At 52.4% G+C, this 20,386-nt stretch carries 20 protein-coding genes; 17 read left to right on the forward strand and 3 right to left on the reverse strand.

What is annotated here, in order from left to right:
- Positions 1 to 4: 4 nt before the first annotated feature.
- From eutJ to eutR, 9 genes are read left to right on the forward strand one after another with little or no spacing between them, the layout of a single operon-like run.
- Positions 5 to 844, forward strand: a complete 840-nt coding sequence (gene eutJ / locus HV314_RS07790; RefSeq protein WP_016153952.1) for an ethanolamine utilization protein EutJ — start codon at positions 5 to 7, stop codon at positions 842 to 844.
- On the forward strand, positions 834 to 2,021 hold the full coding sequence (gene eutG, locus HV314_RS07795; protein WP_181547788.1) for an ethanolamine utilization ethanol dehydrogenase EutG: 1,188 nt from the start codon (positions 834 to 836) through the stop codon (positions 2,019 to 2,021). Before eutJ ends, eutG begins: the two co-directional genes overlap by 11 nt.
- Before the next feature lie 27 nt (positions 2,022 to 2,048).
- On the forward strand, positions 2,049 to 3,281 hold the full coding sequence (gene eutH, locus HV314_RS07800; RefSeq protein ID WP_016153950.1) for an ethanolamine utilization protein EutH: 1,233 nt from the start codon (positions 2,049 to 2,051) through the stop codon (positions 3,279 to 3,281).
- Positions 3,278 to 4,681 (forward strand): ethanolamine ammonia-lyase reactivating factor EutA, encoded by a 1,404-nt coding sequence (eutA, locus tag HV314_RS07805; protein WP_046275198.1) that lies wholly within the window; start codon positions 3,278 to 3,280, stop codon positions 4,679 to 4,681. The genes eutH and eutA overlap by 4 nt, the downstream gene beginning before the upstream one ends.
- Before the next feature lie 11 nt (positions 4,682 to 4,692).
- Positions 4,693 to 6,054 (forward strand): ethanolamine ammonia-lyase subunit alpha, encoded by a 1,362-nt coding sequence (eutB, locus tag HV314_RS07810; protein ID WP_003038029.1) that lies wholly within the window; start codon positions 4,693 to 4,695, stop codon positions 6,052 to 6,054.
- Between the two features lie 20 nt (positions 6,055 to 6,074).
- Positions 6,075 to 6,971: an ethanolamine ammonia-lyase subunit EutC gene (gene eutC, locus HV314_RS07815; protein WP_181547790.1), complete on the forward strand. Its 897-nt coding sequence runs from the start codon at positions 6,075 to 6,077 to the stop codon at positions 6,969 to 6,971.
- 9 nt (positions 6,972 to 6,980) lie between these two features.
- Positions 6,981 to 7,640 carry an ethanolamine utilization microcompartment protein EutL gene (gene eutL, locus HV314_RS07820; RefSeq protein WP_181547792.1) on the forward strand — a complete coding sequence of 220 codons (660 nt, stop codon included), beginning with the start codon at positions 6,981 to 6,983 and terminating at the stop codon, positions 7,638 to 7,640.
- An 11-nt stretch (positions 7,641 to 7,651) separates the two neighbouring features.
- A complete protein-coding gene (gene eutK, locus HV314_RS07825; RefSeq protein ID WP_016157100.1) occupies positions 7,652 to 8,182 on the forward strand; it encodes an ethanolamine utilization microcompartment protein EutK in 531 nt (176 codons plus the stop codon).
- A gap of 48 nt (positions 8,183 to 8,230) precedes the next feature.
- Entirely contained in the window at positions 8,231 to 9,283 is a 1,053-nt protein-coding gene (gene eutR, locus HV314_RS07830; protein WP_016153944.1) for an HTH-type transcriptional regulator EutR, read from the forward strand.
- Positions 9,284 to 9,350: 67 nt separating this feature from the next.
- Here eutR and hemF read toward each other — a convergent pair whose 3' ends face one another.
- Together hemF and amiA are read right to left on the reverse strand one after the other, a co-directional pair.
- Positions 9,351 to 10,250 carry an oxygen-dependent coproporphyrinogen oxidase gene (gene hemF / locus HV314_RS07835; protein WP_019077353.1) on the reverse strand — a complete coding sequence of 300 codons (900 nt, stop codon included), beginning with the start codon at positions 10,248 to 10,250 and terminating at the stop codon, positions 9,351 to 9,353.
- 2 nt (positions 10,251 to 10,252) lie between these two features.
- The gene (amiA, locus tag HV314_RS07840; RefSeq protein ID WP_016153942.1) at positions 10,253 to 11,122 is read right to left on the reverse strand and encodes an N-acetylmuramoyl-L-alanine amidase AmiA; all 870 of its coding nucleotides are present in this window, start codon (positions 11,120 to 11,122) and stop codon (positions 10,253 to 10,255) included.
- 211 nt (positions 11,123 to 11,333) lie between these two features.
- On the opposite strand from amiA, the gene HV314_RS07845 reads away from it, so the two are divergent.
- The 6 genes from HV314_RS07845 (at position 11,334) to HV314_RS07870 (ending at position 17,036) form a co-directional block, all read left to right on the forward strand.
- A complete protein-coding gene (locus HV314_RS07845) occupies positions 11,334 to 11,759 on the forward strand; it encodes a GNAT family acetyltransferase (protein WP_047501622.1) in 426 nt (141 codons plus the stop codon).
- A complete protein-coding gene (locus HV314_RS07850; protein ID WP_181547794.1) occupies positions 11,746 to 12,195 on the forward strand; it encodes a DUF2919 domain-containing protein in 450 nt (149 codons plus the stop codon). The genes HV314_RS07845 and HV314_RS07850 overlap by 14 nt, the downstream gene beginning before the upstream one ends.
- A 59-nt stretch (positions 12,196 to 12,254) precedes the next feature.
- Positions 12,255 to 12,830: an RpoE-regulated lipoprotein gene (locus HV314_RS07855; protein ID WP_016153940.1), complete on the forward strand. Its 576-nt coding sequence runs from the start codon at positions 12,255 to 12,257 to the stop codon at positions 12,828 to 12,830.
- Positions 12,831 to 12,924: 94 nt separating this feature from the next.
- Entirely contained in the window at positions 12,925 to 13,824 is a 900-nt protein-coding gene (gene yfeX / locus HV314_RS07860) for a porphyrinogen peroxidase (RefSeq protein WP_181547796.1), read from the forward strand.
- 456 nt (positions 13,825 to 14,280) lie between these two features.
- Positions 14,281 to 15,657: an argininosuccinate lyase gene (gene argH, locus HV314_RS07865; protein WP_019077352.1), complete on the forward strand. Its 1,377-nt coding sequence runs from the start codon at positions 14,281 to 14,283 to the stop codon at positions 15,655 to 15,657.
- Positions 15,658 to 15,719: 62 nt separating this feature from the next.
- Positions 15,720 to 17,036, forward strand: a complete 1,317-nt coding sequence (locus HV314_RS07870; protein WP_016153937.1) for an anaerobic C4-dicarboxylate transporter family protein — start codon at positions 15,720 to 15,722, stop codon at positions 17,034 to 17,036.
- A 121-nt stretch (positions 17,037 to 17,157) separates the two neighbouring features.
- On the opposite strand, the gene HV314_RS07875 is transcribed toward HV314_RS07870, so the two are convergent.
- Positions 17,158 to 18,474 (reverse strand): anaerobic C4-dicarboxylate transporter family protein, encoded by a 1,317-nt coding sequence (locus tag HV314_RS07875; RefSeq protein WP_181547798.1) that lies wholly within the window; start codon positions 18,472 to 18,474, stop codon positions 17,158 to 17,160.
- Positions 18,475 to 18,618: 144 nt separating this feature from the next.
- On the opposite strand from HV314_RS07875, the gene HV314_RS07880 reads away from it, so the two are divergent.
- Complete coding sequence (locus HV314_RS07880; RefSeq protein ID WP_181547800.1) at positions 18,619 to 19,275, forward strand: FadR/GntR family transcriptional regulator; 657 nt, start codon at positions 18,619 to 18,621, stop codon at positions 19,273 to 19,275.
- Positions 19,276 to 19,449: 174 nt separating this feature from the next.
- Entirely contained in the window at positions 19,450 to 20,241 is a 792-nt protein-coding gene (gene ucpA / locus HV314_RS07885) for an SDR family oxidoreductase UcpA (RefSeq protein ID WP_016153934.1), read from the forward strand.
- Positions 20,242 to 20,386: the final 145 nt, after the last annotated feature.

Here is a 20,386-nt window from a genome sequence, read left to right on the forward strand (position 1 = left end):
CGACATGGCGCACGACGAACAACGTTGGCTGACACCCAGATTGCTAAAAGCGGCAACGCTATGTAACCAGACGCCCGTAAAGAGCGATTCACCGCTGTGGCTGGGCGTGGATTTGGGGACGTGTGATGTGGTGTCGATGGTTGTCGACAGTGACGGACAGCCGGTTGCAGTTTGCCTGGACTGGGCCGACGTCGTGCGCGATGGCATCGTCTGGGATTTCTTCGGTGCGGTGACCATCGTTCGTCGCCATCTCGATACGCTCGAACAACAGTTGGGTTGCCGCTTTACCCACGCGGCAACCTCGTTTCCACCGGGAACTGACCCACGGATCTCGATCAACGTGCTGGAATCTGCCGGGCTTGAAGTCAGTCATGTGCTCGACGAACCGACCGCGGTGGCAGACCTGTTGCAGCTTGATAACGCTGGCGTGGTGGATATCGGTGGCGGTACCACCGGGATTGCGATTGTGAAGCGAGGCAAGGTGACTTACTCCGCCGATGAAGCGACCGGCGGGCACCACATTTCTCTGACGCTTGCCGGGAACCGTCGCATCCAGTTGGAAGAGGCGGAGCAGTACAAACGCAGCAACGGTAAAGAAATCTGGCCGGTGGTTAAGCCGGTCTACGAAAAAATGGCGGAAATTGTGGCTCACCATATTGCCGGTCAGGGCGTGGCTGATTTATGGCTGGCCGGTGGTTCCTGTATGCAGCCGGGCGTTGATGAACTGTTTCGTAAGCGTTTCCCGGAACTGCAGGTGCATTTACCCCAGCACAGCCTGTTTATGACCCCGCTGGCGATTGCAAATAGCGGAAAAGAAAAAGCGGAAGGAATCTATGCAAGCTGAATTGCAGACCGCGCTCTTTCAGGCATTCGATACCCTGAATCTGCAACGCGTAAAAACGTTTAGCGTTCCACCGGTTACGTTGTGTGGACTGGGAGCGCTCAGTACCTGCGGACAGGAAGCACAAACGCGCGGCCTGACGCATATGTTCGTCATGGTCGACAGTTTCCTGCACCAGGCGGGGATGACCGCCGCACTGGAACGCAGCCTGGCGATGAAAGGCGTGGCGATGACGCTGTGGCCATGTCCGGTGGGCGAACCGTGCATTACGGACGTCTGCGCGGCGGTCGCGCAACTGCGTGAATCGAAGTGCGATGGCGTAGTGGCCTTTGGTGGCGGTTCCGTATTGGATGCCGCAAAAGCCGTGGCGTTGCTGGTGACCAATCCCACCCAGACGCTGGCAGACATGGACGAGAGCAGCGCGTTACGCCCGCGTCTGCCGCTGATTGCCGTACCGACTACCGCCGGAACGGGTTCAGAAACCACTAATGTCACGGTGATTATCGACGCCGCGACCGGGCTTAAAAAAGTGCTGGCCCACGCAATCCTGATGCCGGATGTGGCGATTCTTGACGCCGCGCTGACGGAAGGTGTGCCCGCACACGTAACGGCGATGACCGGGATCGATGCGCTGACGCACGCTGTTGAAGCGTATAGCGCTCTGAACGCGACGCCGTTTACCGACAGTCTGGCGATTGGCGCGATTGCGATGATAGGTAAATCGCTGCCGAAGGCCGTTGGCTATGGTCAGGATCTGGCGGCGCGAGAAAGCATGCTACTGGCTTCCTGTATGGCCGGGATGGCGTTTTCCAGCGCGGGGCTGGGCCTGTGTCACGCGATGGCGCACCAGCCGGGTGCGACGCTGCACATTCCACATGGACAGGCTAACGCCATGCTGCTGCCCACAGTAATGGGGTTCAACCGCATGGTGTGTCGTGAGCGTTTCAGCCATATCGGACGGGCGTTAACCAACAAGAAGTCGGACGATCGCGATGCCATCAACGCCGTCAGCGAGCTGATTAGCGAAGTGGGCCAGACCAAACGACTCTCTGACGTTGGGGCAAAGCCCGAGCATTACAGCGCATGGGCTCACGCCGCGCTGGAGGATATTTGTATTCGCAGTAACCCACGCACCGCCACGCAGGCCGACATTATCGCGTTGTATGCGGCGGCACAATAAATACACATATGACAGGGAGTGAAGGTTATGGGAATTAACGAAATCATCATGTACATCATGATGTTCTTTATGCTGATTGCCGCCGTGGACAGGATCCTGTCGCAGTTCGGCGGTTCGGCACGCTTCCTCGGTAAGTTCGGGAAGAGTATTGAGGGATCGGGCGGCCAGTTTGAAGAAGGTTTTATGGCGATGGGCGCGCTGGGTCTGGCGATGGTCGGTATGACCGCGCTGGCACCGGTACTGGCGCATGTGCTCGGGCCGGTGATTATTCCACTGTACGAAATGTTGGGCGCGAACCCGTCGATGTTTGCCGGAACGCTGCTGGCGTGCGATATGGGCGGCTTCTTCCTGGCGAAAGAACTGGCGGGCGGCGACGTTGCGGCGTGGCTGTACTCTGGCCTGATCCTCGGGGCGATGATGGGGCCGACGCTGGTCTTCTCTATTCCGGTTGCGCTGGGGATTATTGAACCGTCTGACCGTCGTTATCTGGCGCTGGGCGTGTTGGCTGGGATCGTCACCATTCCGATTGGCTGTATTGCAGGTGGTTTGATCGCGATGTATTCCGGTGTCGAAATCAACGGGCAGCCGGTGGAGTTCACCTTCGCGCTAATCCTGATGAACATGATCCCGGTGCTGATCGTTGCCGTGCTGGTGGCGCTGGGACTGAAATTCATCCCGGAAAAAATGATCAACGGCTTCCAGATCTTCGCGAAATTCCTGGTGGCGCTGATCACCATCGGTCTGGCGGCAGCGGTGATCAAATTCCTGCTCGGCTGGGAACTGATTCCGGGTCTTGATCCTATCTTCATGGCACCGGGTGACAAGCCGGGTGAAGTGATGCGCGCCATCGAAGTTATCGGTTCTATCTCCTGCGTGCTGCTGGGTGCGTACCCAATGGTACTGCTGCTGACCCGCTGGTTTGAAAAGCCGCTGATGAGCGTCGGTAACCTGTTAAAAATCAATAATATTGCGGCTGCGGGCATGGTGGCGACGCTGGCGAACAACATCCCAATGTTCGGCATGATGAAGAATATGGATACCCGCGGCAAAGTGATCAACTGCGCTTTTGCGGTCTCCGCAGCCTTCGCTCTGGGTGACCACTTAGGTTTCGCCGCGGCCAACATGAACGCGATGATCTTCCCAATGATTGTCGGCAAGCTGATTGGCGGCGTGACGGCGATTGGTGTGGCTATGCTGTTGGTACCGAAAGACGAAGATGTTCCGGCACCAGCAGAAACCAACCCGGAGGCGCAATCGTGAATACTCGCCAGCTACTCAGCGTCGGTATCGATATCGGCACCACCACCACTCAGGTCATCTTCTCGCGCCTTGAGCTGGTCAACCGTGCGGCAGTGTCGCAGGTGCCGCGTTACGAATTCATCAAACGCGAAATTAGCTGGCAAAGCCCGGTGTTCTTTACCCCCGTTGATAAGCAGGGCGGGTTGAAAGAGGCCGAACTTAAGGCGCTGATCCTCGCCCAGTATCAGGCGGCGGGAATTGCGCCTGAGACCGTCGATTCCGGCGCGATCATCATCACCGGAGAAAGTGCCAAAACCCGCAACGCGCGACCAGCGGTGATGACGCTCTCTCAGTCGCTGGGGGACTTCGTGGTTGCCAGCGCCGGCCCGCATCTGGAATCAGTGATTGCCGGTCACGGCGCAGGGGCTCAAACCCTGTCAGAGCAGAAGTTGTGCCGCGTACTGAATATCGACATCGGTGGCGGGACGTCGAACTACGTCCTGTTCGATGCCGGAAAAGTCAGCGGTTCGGCCTGCCTGAACGTCGGCGGACGGCTGCTGGAAACGGACGGTCAGGGGCGGGTGGTGCATGCGCATCAGCCAGGACAGATGATTGTTGATGACGTATTTGGTCCAGGCACCGACGCCCGGACCCTCAATGCGGCGCAGCTTGTTCAGGTGGCCCGACGGATGGCGGCGCTGATCGTTGAGGTGATTGACGGCACGCTGTCACCGCTGGCGCAGGCGCTGATGCAAACCAGTCTGTTGCCGACGGGTGTGAAGCCGGAAGTGATTACGTTGTCAGGCGGGGTGGGCGAGTGCTACCGCAACCAGCCTGCCGATCCATTCTGTTTTTCCGATATTGGGCCGCTGTTAGCGACGGCGCTGCATGAACATCCGCGCCTGCGTGAGATGAACGTGCAGTTCCCGGCGCAAACCGTGCGCGCCACGGTGATTGGCGCCGGTGCGCATACGCTGTCGCTTTCGGGCAGCACCATCTGGCTGGAAGGTGTGGCGCTTCCGCTGCGCAATCTGCCGGTGGCGATTCCGGTTGATGAGGCTGATTTGGTGGCCGCCTGGCAACAAGCGCTGATGCAGCTCGATCTGGACCCGCAAACAGACGCTTACGTGCTGGCGCTACCCGGTTCGCTGCCGGTGCGCTACGCCGCGCTGTTAACGGTTATTGATGCGCTACTGGCCTTTGTCGCGCGCCATCCGAATCCGCATCCCCTGCTGGTGGTAGCCGAGCAGGATTTTGGTAAAGCCCTGGGCATGCTGTTACGCCCACAGTTACAGCAACACCCGCTGGCAGTCATCGATGAGGTGGTTGTCCGGGCGGGGGACTATATCGACATTGGTACGCCTCTTTTTGGCGGATCGGTTGTGCCGGTGACGGTGAAATCACTCGCATTTCCTTCCTGAGGGAACGACTTATGAAACTAAAGACCACATTGTTCGGCAATGTTTATCAGTTTAAGGATGTTAAAGAGGTGCTGGCCAAAGCCAACGAACTGCGTTCGGGGGATGTGCTGGCAGGGGTAGCTGCAACCAGTTCGCAAGAGCGAGTGGCGGCCAAACAGGTGCTGTCGGAAATGACGGTAGCGGATATCCGCAACAACCCGGTGATTTCCTATGAAGAGGACTGCGTGACGCGTCTGATTCAGGACGACGTCAACGAAACGGCCTATAACCGCATCAAAAACTGGAGTATCAGCGAGCTGCGCGAGTACGTGCTGAGCGATGAAACCTCCGTTGATGACATTGCGTTTACGCGCAAAGGATTAACGTCGGAAGTGGTCGCAGCGGTTGCAAAAATCTGCTCTAACGCGGACCTGATCTACGGCGGTAAGAAAATGCCGGTGATCAAAAAGGCCAACACCACCATTGGTCTGCCGGGCACCTTCAGCTGTCGTTTACAGCCGAACGACACCCGTGATGACGTGCAGAGTATTGCGGCACAAATCTACGAAGGGTTGTCCTTCGGGGCGGGCGATGCGGTGATTGGCGTTAACCCGGTAACCGATGACGTGGAAAACTTAAGCCGCGTACTTGATACCGTGTACGGCGTCATCGACAAATTCAATATCCCGACCCAGGGCTGCGTCCTGGCGCACGTTACTACCCAGATCGAAGCCATTCGTCGCGGCGCGCCGGGCGGGCTGATTTTCCAGAGTATCTGCGGCAGCGAGAAAGGCTTAAAAGAGTTTGGCGTTGAGCTGGCCATGCTGGATGAAGCGCGTGCAGTGGGCGCTGAGTTTAACCGTATCGCCGGGGAAAACTGCCTGTACTTCGAAACCGGACAAGGGTCTGCGCTTTCTGCTGGCGCTAACTTCGGTGCCGATCAGGTGACGATGGAAGCACGTAACTACGGTCTGGCGCGTCACTACGATCCGTTCCTAGTGAACACCGTTGTCGGCTTTATCGGGCCGGAGTATCTCTACAACGACCGTCAGATTATTCGCGCGGGTCTGGAAGATCACTTTATGGGCAAGCTGAGCGGCATCTCAATGGGCTGCGACTGCTGCTATACCAACCATGCTGATGCTGACCAGAACCTCAACGAAAACCTGATGATTCTGCTCGCCACCGCTGGCTGCAACTACATCATGGGCATGCCGCTCGGTGACGACATCATGCTCAACTATCAGACCACCGCTTTCCACGACACCGCGACCGTGCGCCAGTTGCTGAACCTGCGTCCGTCGCCGGAGTTTGAACGCTGGCTGGAAACCATGGGCATTATGGCAAACGGTCGCCTGACCAAACGGGCGGGCGATCCGTCACTGTTCTTCTGATGACGCGGGGATGACACACGATGGATCAAAAACAGATTGAAGAAATTGTACGCAGCGTGATGGCGTCAATGGGTGAGTCGCAGCCGCAGGCTCAAGCGCCGGCAGTACAAGCGCAATGCAGCACCACCCGGTGTGCCGCGCCGACCGGTGAAAGCTGTGCGATGGATTTAGGCTCAGCCGAGGCTAAAGCGTGGATTGGCGTTGAGAATCCGCACCGCGCAGAGGTGTTGACTGAACTGCGTCGCAGCACTGCGGCGCGTGTATGTACCGGTCGAGCCGGTCCACGTCCGCGTACCCAGGCGCTGCTGCGCTTCCTGGCCGACCACTCGCGTTCGAAAGATACGGTATTGAAAGAAGTGCCGGAAGAGTGGGTAAAAGCCCAGGGGCTGCTGGAAGTGCGCTCGGAAATCAGTGACAAAAACCTGTATCTGACGCGTCCGGATCTGGGGCGTCGTCTGAGTGCGGAAGCCATTGAAGCGCTGAAATCACAGTGTGTAATGAACCCGGATGTGCAGGTGATTATCTCTGATGGCCTATCTACGGACGCTATCACCGCTAACTACGAAGAGATTCTGCCGCCGCTGTTGTCTGGCTTAAAACAGGCCGGATTGAAGGTCGGGACGCCGTTCTTTGTTCGCTATGGTCGCGTGAAAATCGAAGATCAGATCGGCGAACTGCTGGGCGCGAAAGCGGTGATCCTGCTGGTTGGGGAACGTCCGGGCCTGGGCCAGTCGGAAAGCCTTTCTTGCTACGCCGTCTATTCGCCGCGTGTGGCGACGACCGTTGAAGCTGACCGTACCTGTATCTCGAACATTCACCAGGGCGGTACGCCACCGGTTGAAGCGGCGGCGGTCATTGTGGATTTGGCCAAGCGCATGCTGGAGCAAAAAGCATCCGGCATCAATATGACCCGTTAAGGAGGCATCATGCCAGCATTAGATTTGATTAGACCTTCTGTCACCGCAATGCGCGTGATTGCCTCGGTAAATGACGGTTTTGCCCGTGAACTTAAATTACCGCCACATATACGTAGCCTCGGACTCATCACAGCAGATTCTGATGACGTGGCGTATATTGCCGCAGACGAAGCGACAAAACAGGCAATGGTGGAAGTGGTTTATGGCCGCTCGCTGTATGCCGGCGCGGTGCACAGTCCCTCTCCAACTTCGGGTGAAGTGCTGATTATGCTCGGTGGACCCAACCCGGCAGAAGTTCGCGCAGGTCTGGACGCGATGGTAGCCAATATTGAAAGCGGCGCGGCGTTTCAGTGGGCGAATGACGCAGAAGATACCGCCTTCCTGGCGCATGTGGTTTCGCGTACCGGCTCGTATCTCTCGGCGACCGCAGGATGCCGGCTTGGCGATCCGATGGCGTATCTGGTGGCGCCGCCGCTGGAAGCGACATTTGGTATTGATGCTGCGCTGAAATCGGCCGATGTACAACTGGTGACTTACGTTCCGCCACCGTCAGAAACCAACTATTCGGCTGCGTTTATGACCGGTAGCCAGGCCGCTTGTAAAGCTGCATGTAACGCCTTTGCCGATGCCGTTCTGGATATTGCCCGTAACCCAATCCAGCGCGCGTAAGAGAGGTTGTGATGATCAATGCACTGGGATTACTGGAAGTGGATGGCATGGTCGCTGCCGTGGATGCGGCGGATGCCATGCTGAAAGCCGCGAACGTGCGCCTGCTTAGCCACGAAGTGCTCGATCCTGGCCGGTTGACGCTGGTGGTGGAAGGCGATCTGGCGGCGTGCCGCGCAGCGCTGGATGCCGGTAGCGCCGCTGCTGCGCGTACAGGCCGTGTTATCAGCCGTAAGGAAATCGGCCGACCGGACGATGATACCCAGTGGCTGATCGGCGGTTTTAAGCGCCAGCCGAAGAAACCAGAACAGAAGCCAGAAGTGAAAACAGATGTAAAAACGCAGAAGACGCAGGACGCCCCGTTGACGCCTGAATCCTCTGATCAACTTCTGACGCTGTTGGCATCGGTCCGTCAAGGAATGACGGCAGGGGAAGTGGCTGCCCACTTTGGCTGGTCACTTGATGAAGCCAGAAAGGCGCTGGAACAGCTCTTTTCTGACGGAGCGTTGCGTAAACGCAGTAGTCGCTATCGCTTAAAAAATTAACCTGTCGGAGGGCCGGGGGCTTCGTTGAAGCTTCCGGCTTAAAAGATCATGAAAAAGAACCGTACTGCAAACCTGCACCATCTTTATCATGAAGCATTACCCGAAGACGTTAAACTTACGCCGAAAGTGGAGGTGGACAACGTTCACCAGCGGCGAACAACGGATGTGTATGAGCATGCGCTGACGATTACCGCATGGCAGCAGATCTACGACCAGTTACATCCGGGAAAATTTCATGGCGAGTTCACGGAAATCCTGCTCGATGATATTCAGGTGTTCCGTGAATACACCGGACTGGCGTTACGTCAGTCGTGTCTTGTCTGGCCGAACTCTTTCTGGTTTGGTATTCCGGCCACGCGCGGCGAACAGGGATTTATTGGCACCCAGTGTCTGGGGAGCGCTGAAATTGCCACCCGCCCTGGCGGGACAGAGTTTGAACTGAGTACGCCGGATGATTACACCATTCTGGGTGTCGTCATTTCGGAAGAGGCGATTGCCCGTCAGGCCAACTTCCTGCATAACCCGGAAAGAGTGCTGCATATGCTGCGCAACCAGTCGGCGCTGGAAGTTAAAGAACAACACAAAGCCGCGTTATGGGGCTTTGTGCAGCAGGCGCTGGCGACGTTTAGCGAAAATCCGGAAAACCTCCATCAACCTGCGGTACGCAAAGTGCTGGGCGATAACCTGCTGCTGGCGATGGGCACTATGTTGGAGGAGGCGCAGCCGATTATCACGGCTGAGAGCATCAGCCATCAGAGCTATCGTCGCCTGCTGTCGCGTGCGCGGGAATATGTGCTGGAAAATATGTCAGAACCGCTGACTGTGCTCGATCTGTGTAATCAACTGCACGTCAGCCGCCGGACGTTGCAAAACGCCTTTCACGCGATCCTTGGTATCGGTCCGAATGCCTGGTTAAAACGCATTCGCCTGAACGCCGTACGTCGCGAGCTGATAAGCCCGTGGTCGCAGAGTACGACGGTGAAAGACGCCGCGATGCAGTGGGGATTCTGGCATTTAGGGCAATTTGCCACCGACTACCAGCAGCTGTTTGCGGAAAAACCTTCATTGACGCTGCATCAGCGCATGCGCCAGTGGGCATGATGCGATGAATGTGCCGGATGCGACGCAAATGCGTTTTATCCGGCCTGGGGGCTGGTATTGTCTGGGGCTACACCCAGTCGCGCACCTGAATAAACTCGCTAAGGGCGGCTTCCGGGCTGTTCGCTTCCGGCTGCCAGTCATACTCCCAGCGCACCAGCGGCGGCATCGACATCAGAATCGATTCCGTACGGCCGCCGGTCTGCAGACCGAATAACGTGCCGCGATCCCACACCAGGTTAAATTCCACATAGCGTCCGCGACGGTAAAGCTGAAAATTGCGTTCACGTTCGCCCCAGCTCATTGCTTTGCGGCGCTCAACAATAGGTAGATACGCTTCGGTATAGCCTTGACCTACCGCCTGCATAAAGGCGAAGCCGTGGTCGAAATCCGGCGTATTCAAATCATCGAAAAACAGCCCGCCAATGCCGCGCTGTTCGTTGCGATGCTTGAGGAAGAAGTAGTCATCGCACCACTTCTTGTAACGGGGATAAACGTCTTCGCCGAACGGCTGGCACAGATCTCGCGCCGTGCGGTGCCAGTGAACCGCATCCTCATCAAAGCCGTAGTAGGGCGTTAAGTCAAAGCCGCCGCCAAACCACCAGACCGGGTCAGTGCCCGGTTTTTCCGCGATAAAAAATCGCACGTTGGCATGACTGGTCGGAATGTAGGGATTCTGCGGATGTACCACCAGCGAGACGCCCATGGCCTCAAAGCTGCGTCCCGCAAGCTCGGGGCGATGGGCGGTAGCCGAGGCCGGCATTGCCTCGCCGTGAACGTGGGAGAAGTTGACGCCCGCTTGCTCGAAAATACCGCCGTTACGCAGCACCCGGCTGCGCCCGCCGCCGCCTGCTTCACGTTGCCAGTTATCCTCAACAAACTCGGCGCCGTCTACGGCGGATAACTGCTGGCAAATATCATCTTGCAGGCTGAGCAGGAACTGTTTTACGCGCTGTGCATCGGGCTTCATGGTTAACGTTTCTTCGAGTGTGCTTTCTGGTTATCAAACCAGTGGAAATAGCTGATGATGCCATTGGCGATAGCGGTGGCGATTTTCTGGCGAAATGCCGCCGTACCCAGCAGACGTTCTTCTTCCGGGTTGGTAATGAACGAGGTTTCGACCAGTACCGACGGAATTGATGGTGATTTTAGCACCACGAAGGCGGCTTGTTCCGTGCTGCGGCTGTGAAGACGGTGTACCGGCTTGATCTTCTTGAGAATATGCGAGCCTAACGTCAGGCTGTTTTTAATGGTATCCGTTTGCACCAGATCGAACAGCACCTGCTGCAGCAAATGGTCTTTATCGGTGGTCTTCTTCCCGGCCACTTCATCGGCCCGGTTTTCACGATCGGACAGATACTTCGCCATGGCGCTACTGGCACCGCGATTGGACAACGCAAAGACCGACGCACCTGCAGCGCTCGGATTGGTAAAACCATCGGCGTGGATCGACATGAACAGGTCCGCGCCATGCTTATGTGCGATCTCGACGCGATCGTAAAGCGGAATAAATGTATCGCCGGAGCGCGTCAGGCGCGCATCAATCCCCTGGTTGCGTAGAATCGAGCGCACGTTTTTGGCAATCGCCAGTACCACGTGCTTTTCCTTCGACCCATTGCGACCAATTGCGCCGGTATCAATCCCTCCGTGACCCGGATCAAGGACAACAACGCGCTTAGCGCCGGCTTTTTTCGCTTTCGGTTTGCTGTGTCCATTGCTGGTCTTAAGCGCTTCTTCTTTAGCGATGGCTTGCGACATGCCTGACAGCGTTAGGGCGGCCAGCCCGGCTTTCAACACCTGGCGGCGCGATGTGAGTGTTTTTAGTGGTTTAAAAGTGCTCATACGGCCTGAGTTGTAAAAAAAGGTTCTAAACGTTATATCGTATCGCGTTGTCCGTTGCGACGGATCGGGATAAGAATTGTTTTACTTTTCATTTCAATACGTGACAATTCCGTATTATGCCATTTTTTCCGCCGCTTCGCGTCAGATATTGGCTAAATCAGCCGTTCGCGCCATAATCGCTTTTTAACGTCCTGAAAAGGTAACCAATACCATGGAAATACGCGTTTTTCGCCAGGAAGATTTCGAAGAGGTGATCACCCTCTGGGAGCGCTGTGATTTGCTGCGTCCATGGAACGACCCTGAAATGGACATTGAGCGTAAACTCAATCATGACGTCAGCTTGTTCCTGGTCGCTGAAGTGAATGGCGAGGTGGTCGGTACGGTGATGGGCGGATATGACGGGCATCGCGGCTCGGCCTATTACCTGGGCGTGCATCCTGAGTTTCGCGGTCGCGGCATTGCCAATGCGCTGCTCAACCGGCTGGAGAAAAAGCTCATTGCCCGCGGTTGTCCGAAGATTCAAATTATGGTGCGTGACGATAATGACGTCGTACAGGGTATGTATGAACGTCTGGGTTATGAACATGCGGATGTACTCAATCTGGGCAAGCGTTTGATCGAAGATGAAGAGTACTGAGTTTCATCCGGCCGACTATGACGCTCATGGGCGTCTGCGCCTGCCTTTTCTCTTCTGGTGCGTGCTGCTGCTGCAGGCGCGCACCTGGGTTCTGTTTGTGATTGCCGGTTCTTCCCGTGAGCAAGGCAACACGCTACTGAATCTGTTTTATCCCGATCACGACGCTTTCTGGCTGGGTTTGCTTCCCGGCATTCCCGCGGTATTAGCATTTTTACTCAGCGGGCGACGCTTTGCGTTTCCGGTGGTATGGCGCTGGCTGCGAGGATTACTGATCCTCGCTCAACTGGTGCTACTGTGCTGGCAGCCGGTGATGTGGCTGGCAGGCGATCCGGTCAACGGCGTCGGGCTGGCGCTACTGGTGGCGGATGTCGTTGCGCTGATCTGGCTGTTAACTAATCAACGTCTGCGCGCCTGTTTTTCGCTCGAGAAAGAATAACGGCACTTTTTGGCGAAACCGGACTCCAAGCAACGTTGATAAATAAGGAAGGAAGTGAAATGAAATCACTGCGTTTGACTTTATGCGCGATGCCGCTGCTATTGACCGGGTGTTCAACGTTGTCATCGGTGAACTGGTCTGCCGCCAATCCGTGGAACTGGTTTGGTTCTTCAACGCAGGTCACTGAGCAGGGCGTCGGAGCGTTGACTGGCGCAACCCCGCTGGATGAAAAAACCATTGCTGATGCGCTGGACGGTGATTACCGCCTGCGTAGCGGGATGAAGACCGATAACGGTAATGTGGTGCGCTTTTATGAAGCGATGAAAGATGACAAGCTGGCGATGGTCATCAATGGCAATCAGGGAACGATTAGCCGTATTGATGTAGTCGACAGCGATATTCCCTCTTCTGCGGGTGTCGAAATCGGTACACCGTTTAGCGACCTTTACACTAAAGCCTTTGGTAATTGTCAGAAGGCGACTGGCGATGACAGCGCGGGCGTTGAATGTAAAGCTGAAGGAAGTCAACATATTAGCTACGTCTTTTCCGGTGAGTGGAGCGGGCCTGAGGGCTTAATGCCGTCTGACGATACGTTGAAAGCATGGAAAGTAAGCAAAATTATCTGGCGGCGTTAATTTGCGTCTGAACAAATCGGCTTGTTAAAAAAACAGGTAGAATAGCGCCCATCAATGCCACGATGTCGTGGCATCTTTTTTTTCAGGAGGAACAATGTCTCAGGTTCAGAGTGGCATTTTGCCAGAACATTGCCGTGCGGCGATTTGGATTGAAGCCAATGTTAAAGGCGACGTTGAGGCCCTGCGTGGGGCCAGCAAAACCTTCGCCGATAAGCTGGCGACCTTTGAAGCGAAGTTCCCGGATGCGCATCTGGGCGCGGTTGTTGCTTTTGGCAACAACACCTGGCGTACACTGAGCGGCGGCGTTGGCGCAGAAGAGTTAAAAGACTTTATCCCTTACGGTAAAGGTCTTGCGCCAGCCACCCAGTATGATGTGCTGATTCATATTCTCTCTTTGCGTCATGACGTGAATTTCTCCGTTGCACAGGCGGCAATGGAAGCCTTTGGCGACTTTATTGAAGTCAAAGAAGAGATCCACGGTTTCCGTTGGGTTGAAGAGCGCGATCTCAGCGGCTTTGTTGACGGTACTGAAAACCCGGCAGGCGTTGAAACGCGCCGTGAAGTCGCGGTTATTAAAGATGGCGTGGATGCTGGCGGCAGCTATGTGTTTGTGCAGCGTTGGGAACATAACCTGAAGCAGCTTAACCGCATGAGCATTCATGACCAGGAAATGATGATTGGGCGTACCAAGGAAGCCAACGAAGAGATCGACGGTGATGACCGTCCGGTTACTTCTCACCTGAGCCGTGTCGATCTCAAAGAAGACGGTAAAGGACTGAAAATTGTGCGCCAGAGCCTGCCATACGGCACCGCCAGCGGTACGCACGGCCTCTATTTCTGTGCCTATTGCGCCCGTTTGCACAACATCGAGCAGCAACTGCTGAGCATGTTTGGCGACACTGACGGCAAGCGCGATGCGATGCTGCGTTTCACTAAACCGGTGACCGGCGGCTATTATTTCGCGCCATCGCTGGATCGTTTGCTGGCCCTGTAATTTTTTTATGCCAGATGGCGCTGATGCCGCCATCTGGCACAATATAGCTCTCCCCCGAATCACCCAACGTCCGCTATGCTGATAATGCACTCGCGTTGACGCTTATCCTGAAAAATCACCTCCCACGTTCATTATTATTTACCTGCCAGTTTCTCGGTTATGACAACGGTATTAAATGGAATTATTTAGAATTAATAAACTATTAATACCAATTTATTACTTTAAAAATTCTGAATATATCTGAATTAAATCACAATTTAAATGTGAGGAAGATCAGGTTTTTTAATGCAATTTATGAAAACAAAATAAATAATAAGTGTAATTAATTTCTCTATAAATTGATTTAATGCCTTCATTTGTTGACAATTAAAATGACTGTCTTGTAATCTGAAAATGACCGAAAAATAACGGAATTTATATTTAACCATTTTGCAACAAAGGGTCATCGGAGGTTTTATGTCTACAAAATTATGGGGTGGGCGTTTTGATATGCCTACAAATAAACTGGTCGAATCTTATAATGCGACAATTATGCTGGAACAACGTCTCTGCCCTTTTGATATTCAGGGGAGTATTGCTCACGCCACTATGCTGGGCCGTCAGGGGATTATCACGCAGGATGAAGCGAATGCGATTATTGGCGGGTTAAGGCAGGTCAATAAAGAGATTGAGGAAGGGCAATTCGTTTTTGATACCGTTGATGAAGATATTCATATGGCGATAGAAAGACGTATGACAGAAATAATTGGTCCTGTAGGCGGGAAGCTACATACCGGCCGCAGTCGTAATGACCAGACGACTGTCGATTCGAAAATGCACATGAGATCGACTATTCGTGAAATTCAGCAGGATATCGTTCATCTACAAAAAGTTATTATCAGCAAAGCTGAAAATAACATTAATGCGATCATGCCTGGCTATACTCATTTACAGACCGGTCAGCCTATTCTGCTGTCGCACTGGATAATGGCATATTATTGGATGTTACGCCGTGACTGGACTCGTTTTGCAGACCTTTATCAACGCATGGGGGAATGCCCTTTAGGTTCAGCAGCCCTTGCCGGTACTACTTTCCCCATTGATCGTGATTTCACGGCTAAAGAGCTTGGCTTTGACAAACCGACTGAAAACAGTATTGATTCTGTCAGCGATCGTGACCATATGGTTGAATTCACTGCCGCCGCTGCTATGTGCTTTATGCATCTTACCCGTTTGTCAGAAGAACTGGTTTTATTCTCAAGTCAGGATTTTAAATTTATTGAGCTTTCAGATGATTTCTGTACCGGTTCCAGCATCATGCCACAGAAGAAAAACCCCGACGTGGCTGAAAAAATGCGCGGCAAAGGGGGGCGTATGTACGGAAATCTAATGGCGATGTTGACCATTATGAAAGGTATCCCTCTGGCCTATAATACTGATATGAGTGAGGATAAAGAGCAGGTCTATGACTCTATGGATACCTTACAGACCAGTCTGAAAATTATGGCGCCGATGCTCGAAAAAATGGTTATTCTTTCAGATAATACTCGCAGCGCAGCGGCAAGAGGATTTTCAAACGCAACCGATATGGCTGACTACCTGGTTCGTAAAGGCATTCCTTTTAGAGAAGCTCACCATATTGTTGGCAGTGCTGTTAATTACTGTATAAAACATAGAAAAATGTTGGAAGAGCTTACCCTGGATGAATTCCACACATTTGATGATAAAATCGAAAATGATATTTATGAGAGTATATCTCTCGAAGCATGTATTAAATCAAGAATGTCTTATGGTGGCACAGGGACTGATGCTGTTAAAAAACAGATTGAAATTGCTAAATCATATTTAAACTAATCCCGAGCATAGTAATTAATATCTCCCGGATGCAATATCCGGGAGACGCTTTGAGGTGAAAAATGGATGCTTTATTTTTTATACAATTATTTATTGTACTCGCCTGTATTGGTATAGGCGGGCGTTATGGCGGAATGGGGCTGGGTGCTGGTGGAGGACTTGGTGTTGCAATATTAGTTCTGGGTTTTGGACTAAAACCCTCCGCACCATCTATTACTGCAATGCTAATTATTATTTGTGTGATTGGCGCTGTCAGCGTATTACAGGCCGCTGGTGGGCTTGATTATCTGGTGCGCGTGGCTGAAAAATTACTCCGTAAAAAACCACAGGCAATTACTTTTGTTGCCCCCATATTAACTTCTATATTTACGCTATTCTGTGGGACTACTTACGTTGCTTTCTCTTTGTATCCGGTTGTCGCTGAAGTTGCTGCTGAAGCAAAGGTCCGTCCGGAGCGAGCGTTGTCTGCAACGGTTATTGCGGCCAGTGTCGCGGTTGCTGCCAGTCCGATGAGTGCGGCAACCGCGGGGATGCTGGCTATTCTGCATGAATATGCCGGGATTAGCCTTGGGCAAATACTGACGATTGCTCTCCCATCATTCTTTATGGCAGCTATTGTTACCAGCTTTTCAGTTTATAAACGCGGAAAAGAGCTGGAGGATGATCCGGAATTCCAGAGGAGAGTTGCTGCTGGCGAATATGAGTTCATGCATACTGAGCAGAAAAAAGAATTTGTTGCTTCAGCTGGCGCTAAAAAAGGTGTCGTTATCTTTGCGATTGGTGTGGTACTGGTACTTATTTTAGGTTCTTTTACAGAGTTACTCCCTTCCTGGGATGGAAAAAGACTGTCAACCCCAATGGTTATTCAGATGGTCATGTTGACAGCCGCTTTGTTTATTATGATTGTCAGTAAAGTACCAAGTAGTACCTTGAATAGCGGCTCAGTCTTCCGTGCAGGTTTGATGGGAGTGGTAGCAATACTCGGTGTTTCATGGATGACGGCGACGTTTTTTGATGCCTATCAGCCAGAACTGATTAAGGTTTTTGGTGGCATTGTCAATGATGCACCAATGCTATTTGGTGTGGTTGTATTCTTGTTCTCGCTGGTCATTATGAGCCCGGCGGCGACGGTAGCCGCCATCATGCCACTCGGTGTTACCTTAGGTATTCCAGCCCCGTTTCTTATCGCTATTTTTGCTTGTACCTGTGGTGACTTTATTATACCTGGAGCAAATCAAATCGGCTGTGTTGCATTTGATCGAACAGGTACCACAAAGATTGGACGCTTTGTTGTCAACCATAGCTATATTCGTCCGGGCTTTGTGATGGTTATCTCTCAGGTAATTTTTGCTTATCTCATTGCTCAGGTTGTTCTGTAAAGTACATTCTATGGAAAATTGCAGTGGCGCTATTCAGAAGTAAGTAACAGGCATCCTCTCTGAATTCATTCAGTGGGGATGCCATGAAGAAAAGGTTTACCACAATTAAATTGATCTCTCACTACATCAGCATTTTGGAAAAAAGGAAGCAAAAAAGAGTTGATGCTACAACGGTGACAAGACCAGGTAGCATGTAGCTGTGATTAACCACATACTTGCCAATTCGAGTTGTCCCGGTACGATCAAACGCCACACAGCCAATCTGTGCCCCCCCTGGAATAATGAATGATCCACAAGTCAGCGGGAGCAGGGCGACCAGGGTTTCTGCCGGATATCCCATTAACACGCCAGCGGGGAGTAGCGCTACGGCAGTCGCTGCGGGGCTATAAATTACGGCTGAAAGACCAAAAACAATAATGCCGAACAAGACTGGATTCTGGAAACCGTGGAAAGCCGTGTTAAATAATTCGTGCCATGCCTCAAAAAAGGAGTTCATCATCCATGACAGACCAAATATGGCGACAACACCCACAAGACCTGCTTTAAAGACGGAACCTGAATCGAGTTTTGACGGAGAAATTCGACATACCATCATAATAATACATGCTGTTGTCAGCATAACTATTTGCAGCGTGGTAGGGATACTCATACGCTCCATTCCGGTACCGTTATTCCATTCAGGACGTAATTCAGGAATTGAACCCATAAGTACGACCAGAATGATACCGGTAAGGAAAATCAGCAATCCTCTCTTCGCCTCTTTTGTCACTATATTGGCTGTTCGCTCTTCAGCTTTTACTGATTCAAACTCACCTTCAGCAACCCTGCGTTGGAATTCCGGATCATTTTTAAGCTCATGACCTCTTTTAAAGACGTACAGGCAGCCGACAACGCAGCCAAGGAACGTTCCGGGAACGGTGACTAACAAGATATCTAAAGCAGAGACATGTAATCCAGCAAGGACAGCAATTGTCCCTGTAACGACCGCACTGACCGGGCTGGCAATAAGCCCAAAATTGGCAGCGATTACTGACATCGACATGGCTCTCTCTGGCCGTACTCTGGCATCTGCTGCAATTTCAGCAATGACTGGATAAACCGAAAAGGCAACATATCCTGTTCCGCAGATAGCAGTAAAAAGGTAAGCGACTGCGGGGCCGAGGAAAGTGATCGCGCCCGGCCACTTTCTGAGGATCCGTTCTGCCATCGTAACGAATAAATCAAGCCCGCCAGCCGCCTGGAGGATTGTGATGCAAGTGATAACCGCAAGGATAATAGAAATAACAGTGAAAGGAGGTGAGTCGGGAGGGAGTCCAAAACCAAAAGTCAGGATAGCGAGTCCTAACCCGCCAGCAGCCCCCAGGCCAATCCCACCAAAACGCCCACCTATACCGATACATATAAGTACTATCGCAAACTGAGTTACGAATAACACCATAATTAATTCCTTTTTATTAACAAATGGCTTGGTATAATTTGAATAATAGGGGCTATAATCTTACCATAACAGTATATTAAGCAATCTAACTTATTAGATTATTTATACTCATCAGTTTTGCAGCACTTTAATCCGAGAGTGTTTATGGATAACAAAAACGAACTGTTTGAAAGTATTAAAAATTATCTGCTTGATGAAGCTAACCGCAATGCTGATGGTCGCATTGAAACTGAAACTGAGCTTGCCGTTCGTTTTAATACATCAAGATATAAAGTTCGTCAGGCGCTTAGCACACTGGTACAGATGGGAATGTTGGAACGATCTCCTCGTCGTGGCAGCGTCATGAAGAATTTGGAACAGCACAACATAAATCACCAGTTGTTAATGCAGTTTGATTTGTCTGGGTTTGATATCACAGAATTTACAGAGGCAAGGATCCTGATTGAATGCGCGATTATCCCTCTGGCAACGCGTAGAATTTTCCCGGCGATGCTCTCCAAACTTGAAAATGAGCTAAGGCTTATTGAAGAGAATGCGGATAACCCCCAGGTGGCCGATCGTCACGATAGAGATTTTCATTTGCTCTTGCTACAGGCGAGTGGCAACCGGGTGCTGCAGGTTTTCTCTGATGTCCTCATTACTTATTTTGAGAAAACAAGGGAGTCGTTACCTGCGAACGATCGTCAGTATTTTCTTGATACGGCGGCAAAACAGAGGGAAATACTGTTTCATATTAAAAAAGGGGATGCGCAGATGGCATCGGAGTTGATGAGAGCACATTTGCTGGAAAAACGGCTTTAAGTCTTCTGTTAACCTGGTCAGAGCATGTTTACCGTTGGGTCCCCGCAACGCCGGGGATTTTTTTTACCTGAGATTAACCTGATTTAGTGAGCTATTCCTCAGCACTTATTTGTTATTGCTGTATCTTCTGCGTGAATGAAGCGAATGCTTCATATTCAAAAGGAGAATATTGAAATGGGAAAACTCACGGGCAAAACAGCATTGATTACGGGCGCATCTCAGGGTATTGGCGAAGGGATCGCCAGAACATTTGCCCGCCATGGCGCGAACCTAATCCTGCTGGATATCTCCGATGAGATTGAAAAACTGGCGGATGAGTTGGCTGGGCGCGGGCACCGTTGCACCGCCGTTCACGCTGACGTCAGAGATTTTGCGTCGGTCACGGAAGCGGTAAAACGCGCGAAGAAGATTGAAGGCAAAATCGATATTCTGGTCAACAATGCGGGCGTATGTCGCCTCGGCAACTTCCTTGATATGAGCGATGAAGATCGCGATTTCCACATTGATATCAACATTAAAGGCGTCTGGAATGTGACGAAAGCCGTTCTGCCGGAGATGATTGCGCGCAAAGACGGGCGCATCGTAATGATGTCCTCTGTGACCGGCGATATGGTTGCCGATCCGGGCGAAACGGCCTACGCGCTGTCGAAAGCCGCAATCATCGGTTTGACCAAATCTCTGGCGGTGGAATACGCGCAGTCCGGCATTCGCGTTAATGCTATTTGCCCGGGCTACGTTCGTACGCCGATGGCGGAAAATATCGCTCGTCAGTCTAATCCGGAGGATCCTGAATCCGTATTAGTCGAAATGGCAAAAGCGATCCCGATGCGCCGCTTGGCCTGCCCACTTGAGGTCGGTGAACTGGCGGCATTCCTGGCGTCGGATGAGTCCAGTTACTTAACTGGCACGCAAAACGTGATTGATGGCGGCAGCACCCTGCCTGAAAGCGTTAGCGTCGGCGTCTGATTGATGCCGGTCTCCTCCCCGTGCGCTGGGGAGGAGGTACCCTTATTCTCTTTTCAACTTTCAAATCATCAAACGGTATATAAAACCGTTACTCCTTTAGCACTGGTTATAAATATGATGACCATAAGAAAGTCATTAAATTTAT

It is taken from the genome of Citrobacter sp. RHBSTW-00887, assembly GCF_013728095.1.
Classification (GTDB): Bacteria; Pseudomonadota; Gammaproteobacteria; order Enterobacterales; family Enterobacteriaceae; genus Citrobacter; species Citrobacter braakii.

What these genes read in the sequence shown, in the direction of transcription:
- eutC (WP_181547790.1), top strand. Translation starts at nt 6,075, where the DNA reads ATGGATCAAAAACAGATTGAAGAAATTGTACGCAGCGTGATGGCGTCA.
- argH (WP_019077352.1), top strand. Translation starts at nt 14,281, where the DNA reads ATGTCTACAAAATTATGGGGTGGGCGTTTTGATATGCCTACAAATAAA.
- eutK (WP_016157100.1), top strand. Translation starts at nt 7,652, where the DNA reads ATGATCAATGCACTGGGATTACTGGAAGTGGATGGCATGGTCGCTGCC.
- ucpA (WP_016153934.1), top strand. Translation starts at nt 19,450, where the DNA reads ATGGGAAAACTCACGGGCAAAACAGCATTGATTACGGGCGCATCTCAG.
- hemF (WP_019077353.1), bottom strand. Translation starts at nt 10,250, where the DNA reads ATGAAGCCCGATGCACAGCGCGTAAAACAGTTCCTGCTCAGCCTGCAA.
- amiA (WP_016153942.1), bottom strand. Translation starts at nt 11,122, where the DNA reads ATGAGCACTTTTAAACCACTAAAAACACTCACATCGCGCCGCCAGGTG.
- eutJ (WP_016153952.1), top strand. Translation starts at nt 5, where the DNA reads ATGGCGCACGACGAACAACGTTGGCTGACACCCAGATTGCTAAAAGCG.
- eutG (WP_181547788.1), top strand. Translation starts at nt 834, where the DNA reads ATGCAAGCTGAATTGCAGACCGCGCTCTTTCAGGCATTCGATACCCTG.
- HV314_RS07850 (WP_181547794.1), top strand. Translation starts at nt 11,746, where the DNA reads ATGAAGAGTACTGAGTTTCATCCGGCCGACTATGACGCTCATGGGCGT.
- eutL (WP_181547792.1), top strand. Translation starts at nt 6,981, where the DNA reads ATGCCAGCATTAGATTTGATTAGACCTTCTGTCACCGCAATGCGCGTG.
- eutH (WP_016153950.1), top strand. Translation starts at nt 2,049, where the DNA reads ATGGGAATTAACGAAATCATCATGTACATCATGATGTTCTTTATGCTG.
- yfeX (WP_181547796.1), top strand. Translation starts at nt 12,925, where the DNA reads ATGTCTCAGGTTCAGAGTGGCATTTTGCCAGAACATTGCCGTGCGGCG.
- HV314_RS07845 (WP_047501622.1), top strand. Translation starts at nt 11,334, where the DNA reads ATGGAAATACGCGTTTTTCGCCAGGAAGATTTCGAAGAGGTGATCACC.
- HV314_RS07870 (WP_016153937.1), top strand. Translation starts at nt 15,720, where the DNA reads ATGGATGCTTTATTTTTTATACAATTATTTATTGTACTCGCCTGTATT.
- eutR (WP_016153944.1), top strand. Translation starts at nt 8,231, where the DNA reads ATGAAAAAGAACCGTACTGCAAACCTGCACCATCTTTATCATGAAGCA.
- eutB (WP_003038029.1), top strand. Translation starts at nt 4,693, where the DNA reads ATGAAACTAAAGACCACATTGTTCGGCAATGTTTATCAGTTTAAGGAT.
- HV314_RS07855 (WP_016153940.1), top strand. Translation starts at nt 12,255, where the DNA reads ATGAAATCACTGCGTTTGACTTTATGCGCGATGCCGCTGCTATTGACC.
- HV314_RS07875 (WP_181547798.1), bottom strand. Translation starts at nt 18,474, where the DNA reads ATGGTGTTATTCGTAACTCAGTTTGCGATAGTACTTATATGTATCGGT.
- HV314_RS07880 (WP_181547800.1), top strand. Translation starts at nt 18,619, where the DNA reads ATGGATAACAAAAACGAACTGTTTGAAAGTATTAAAAATTATCTGCTT.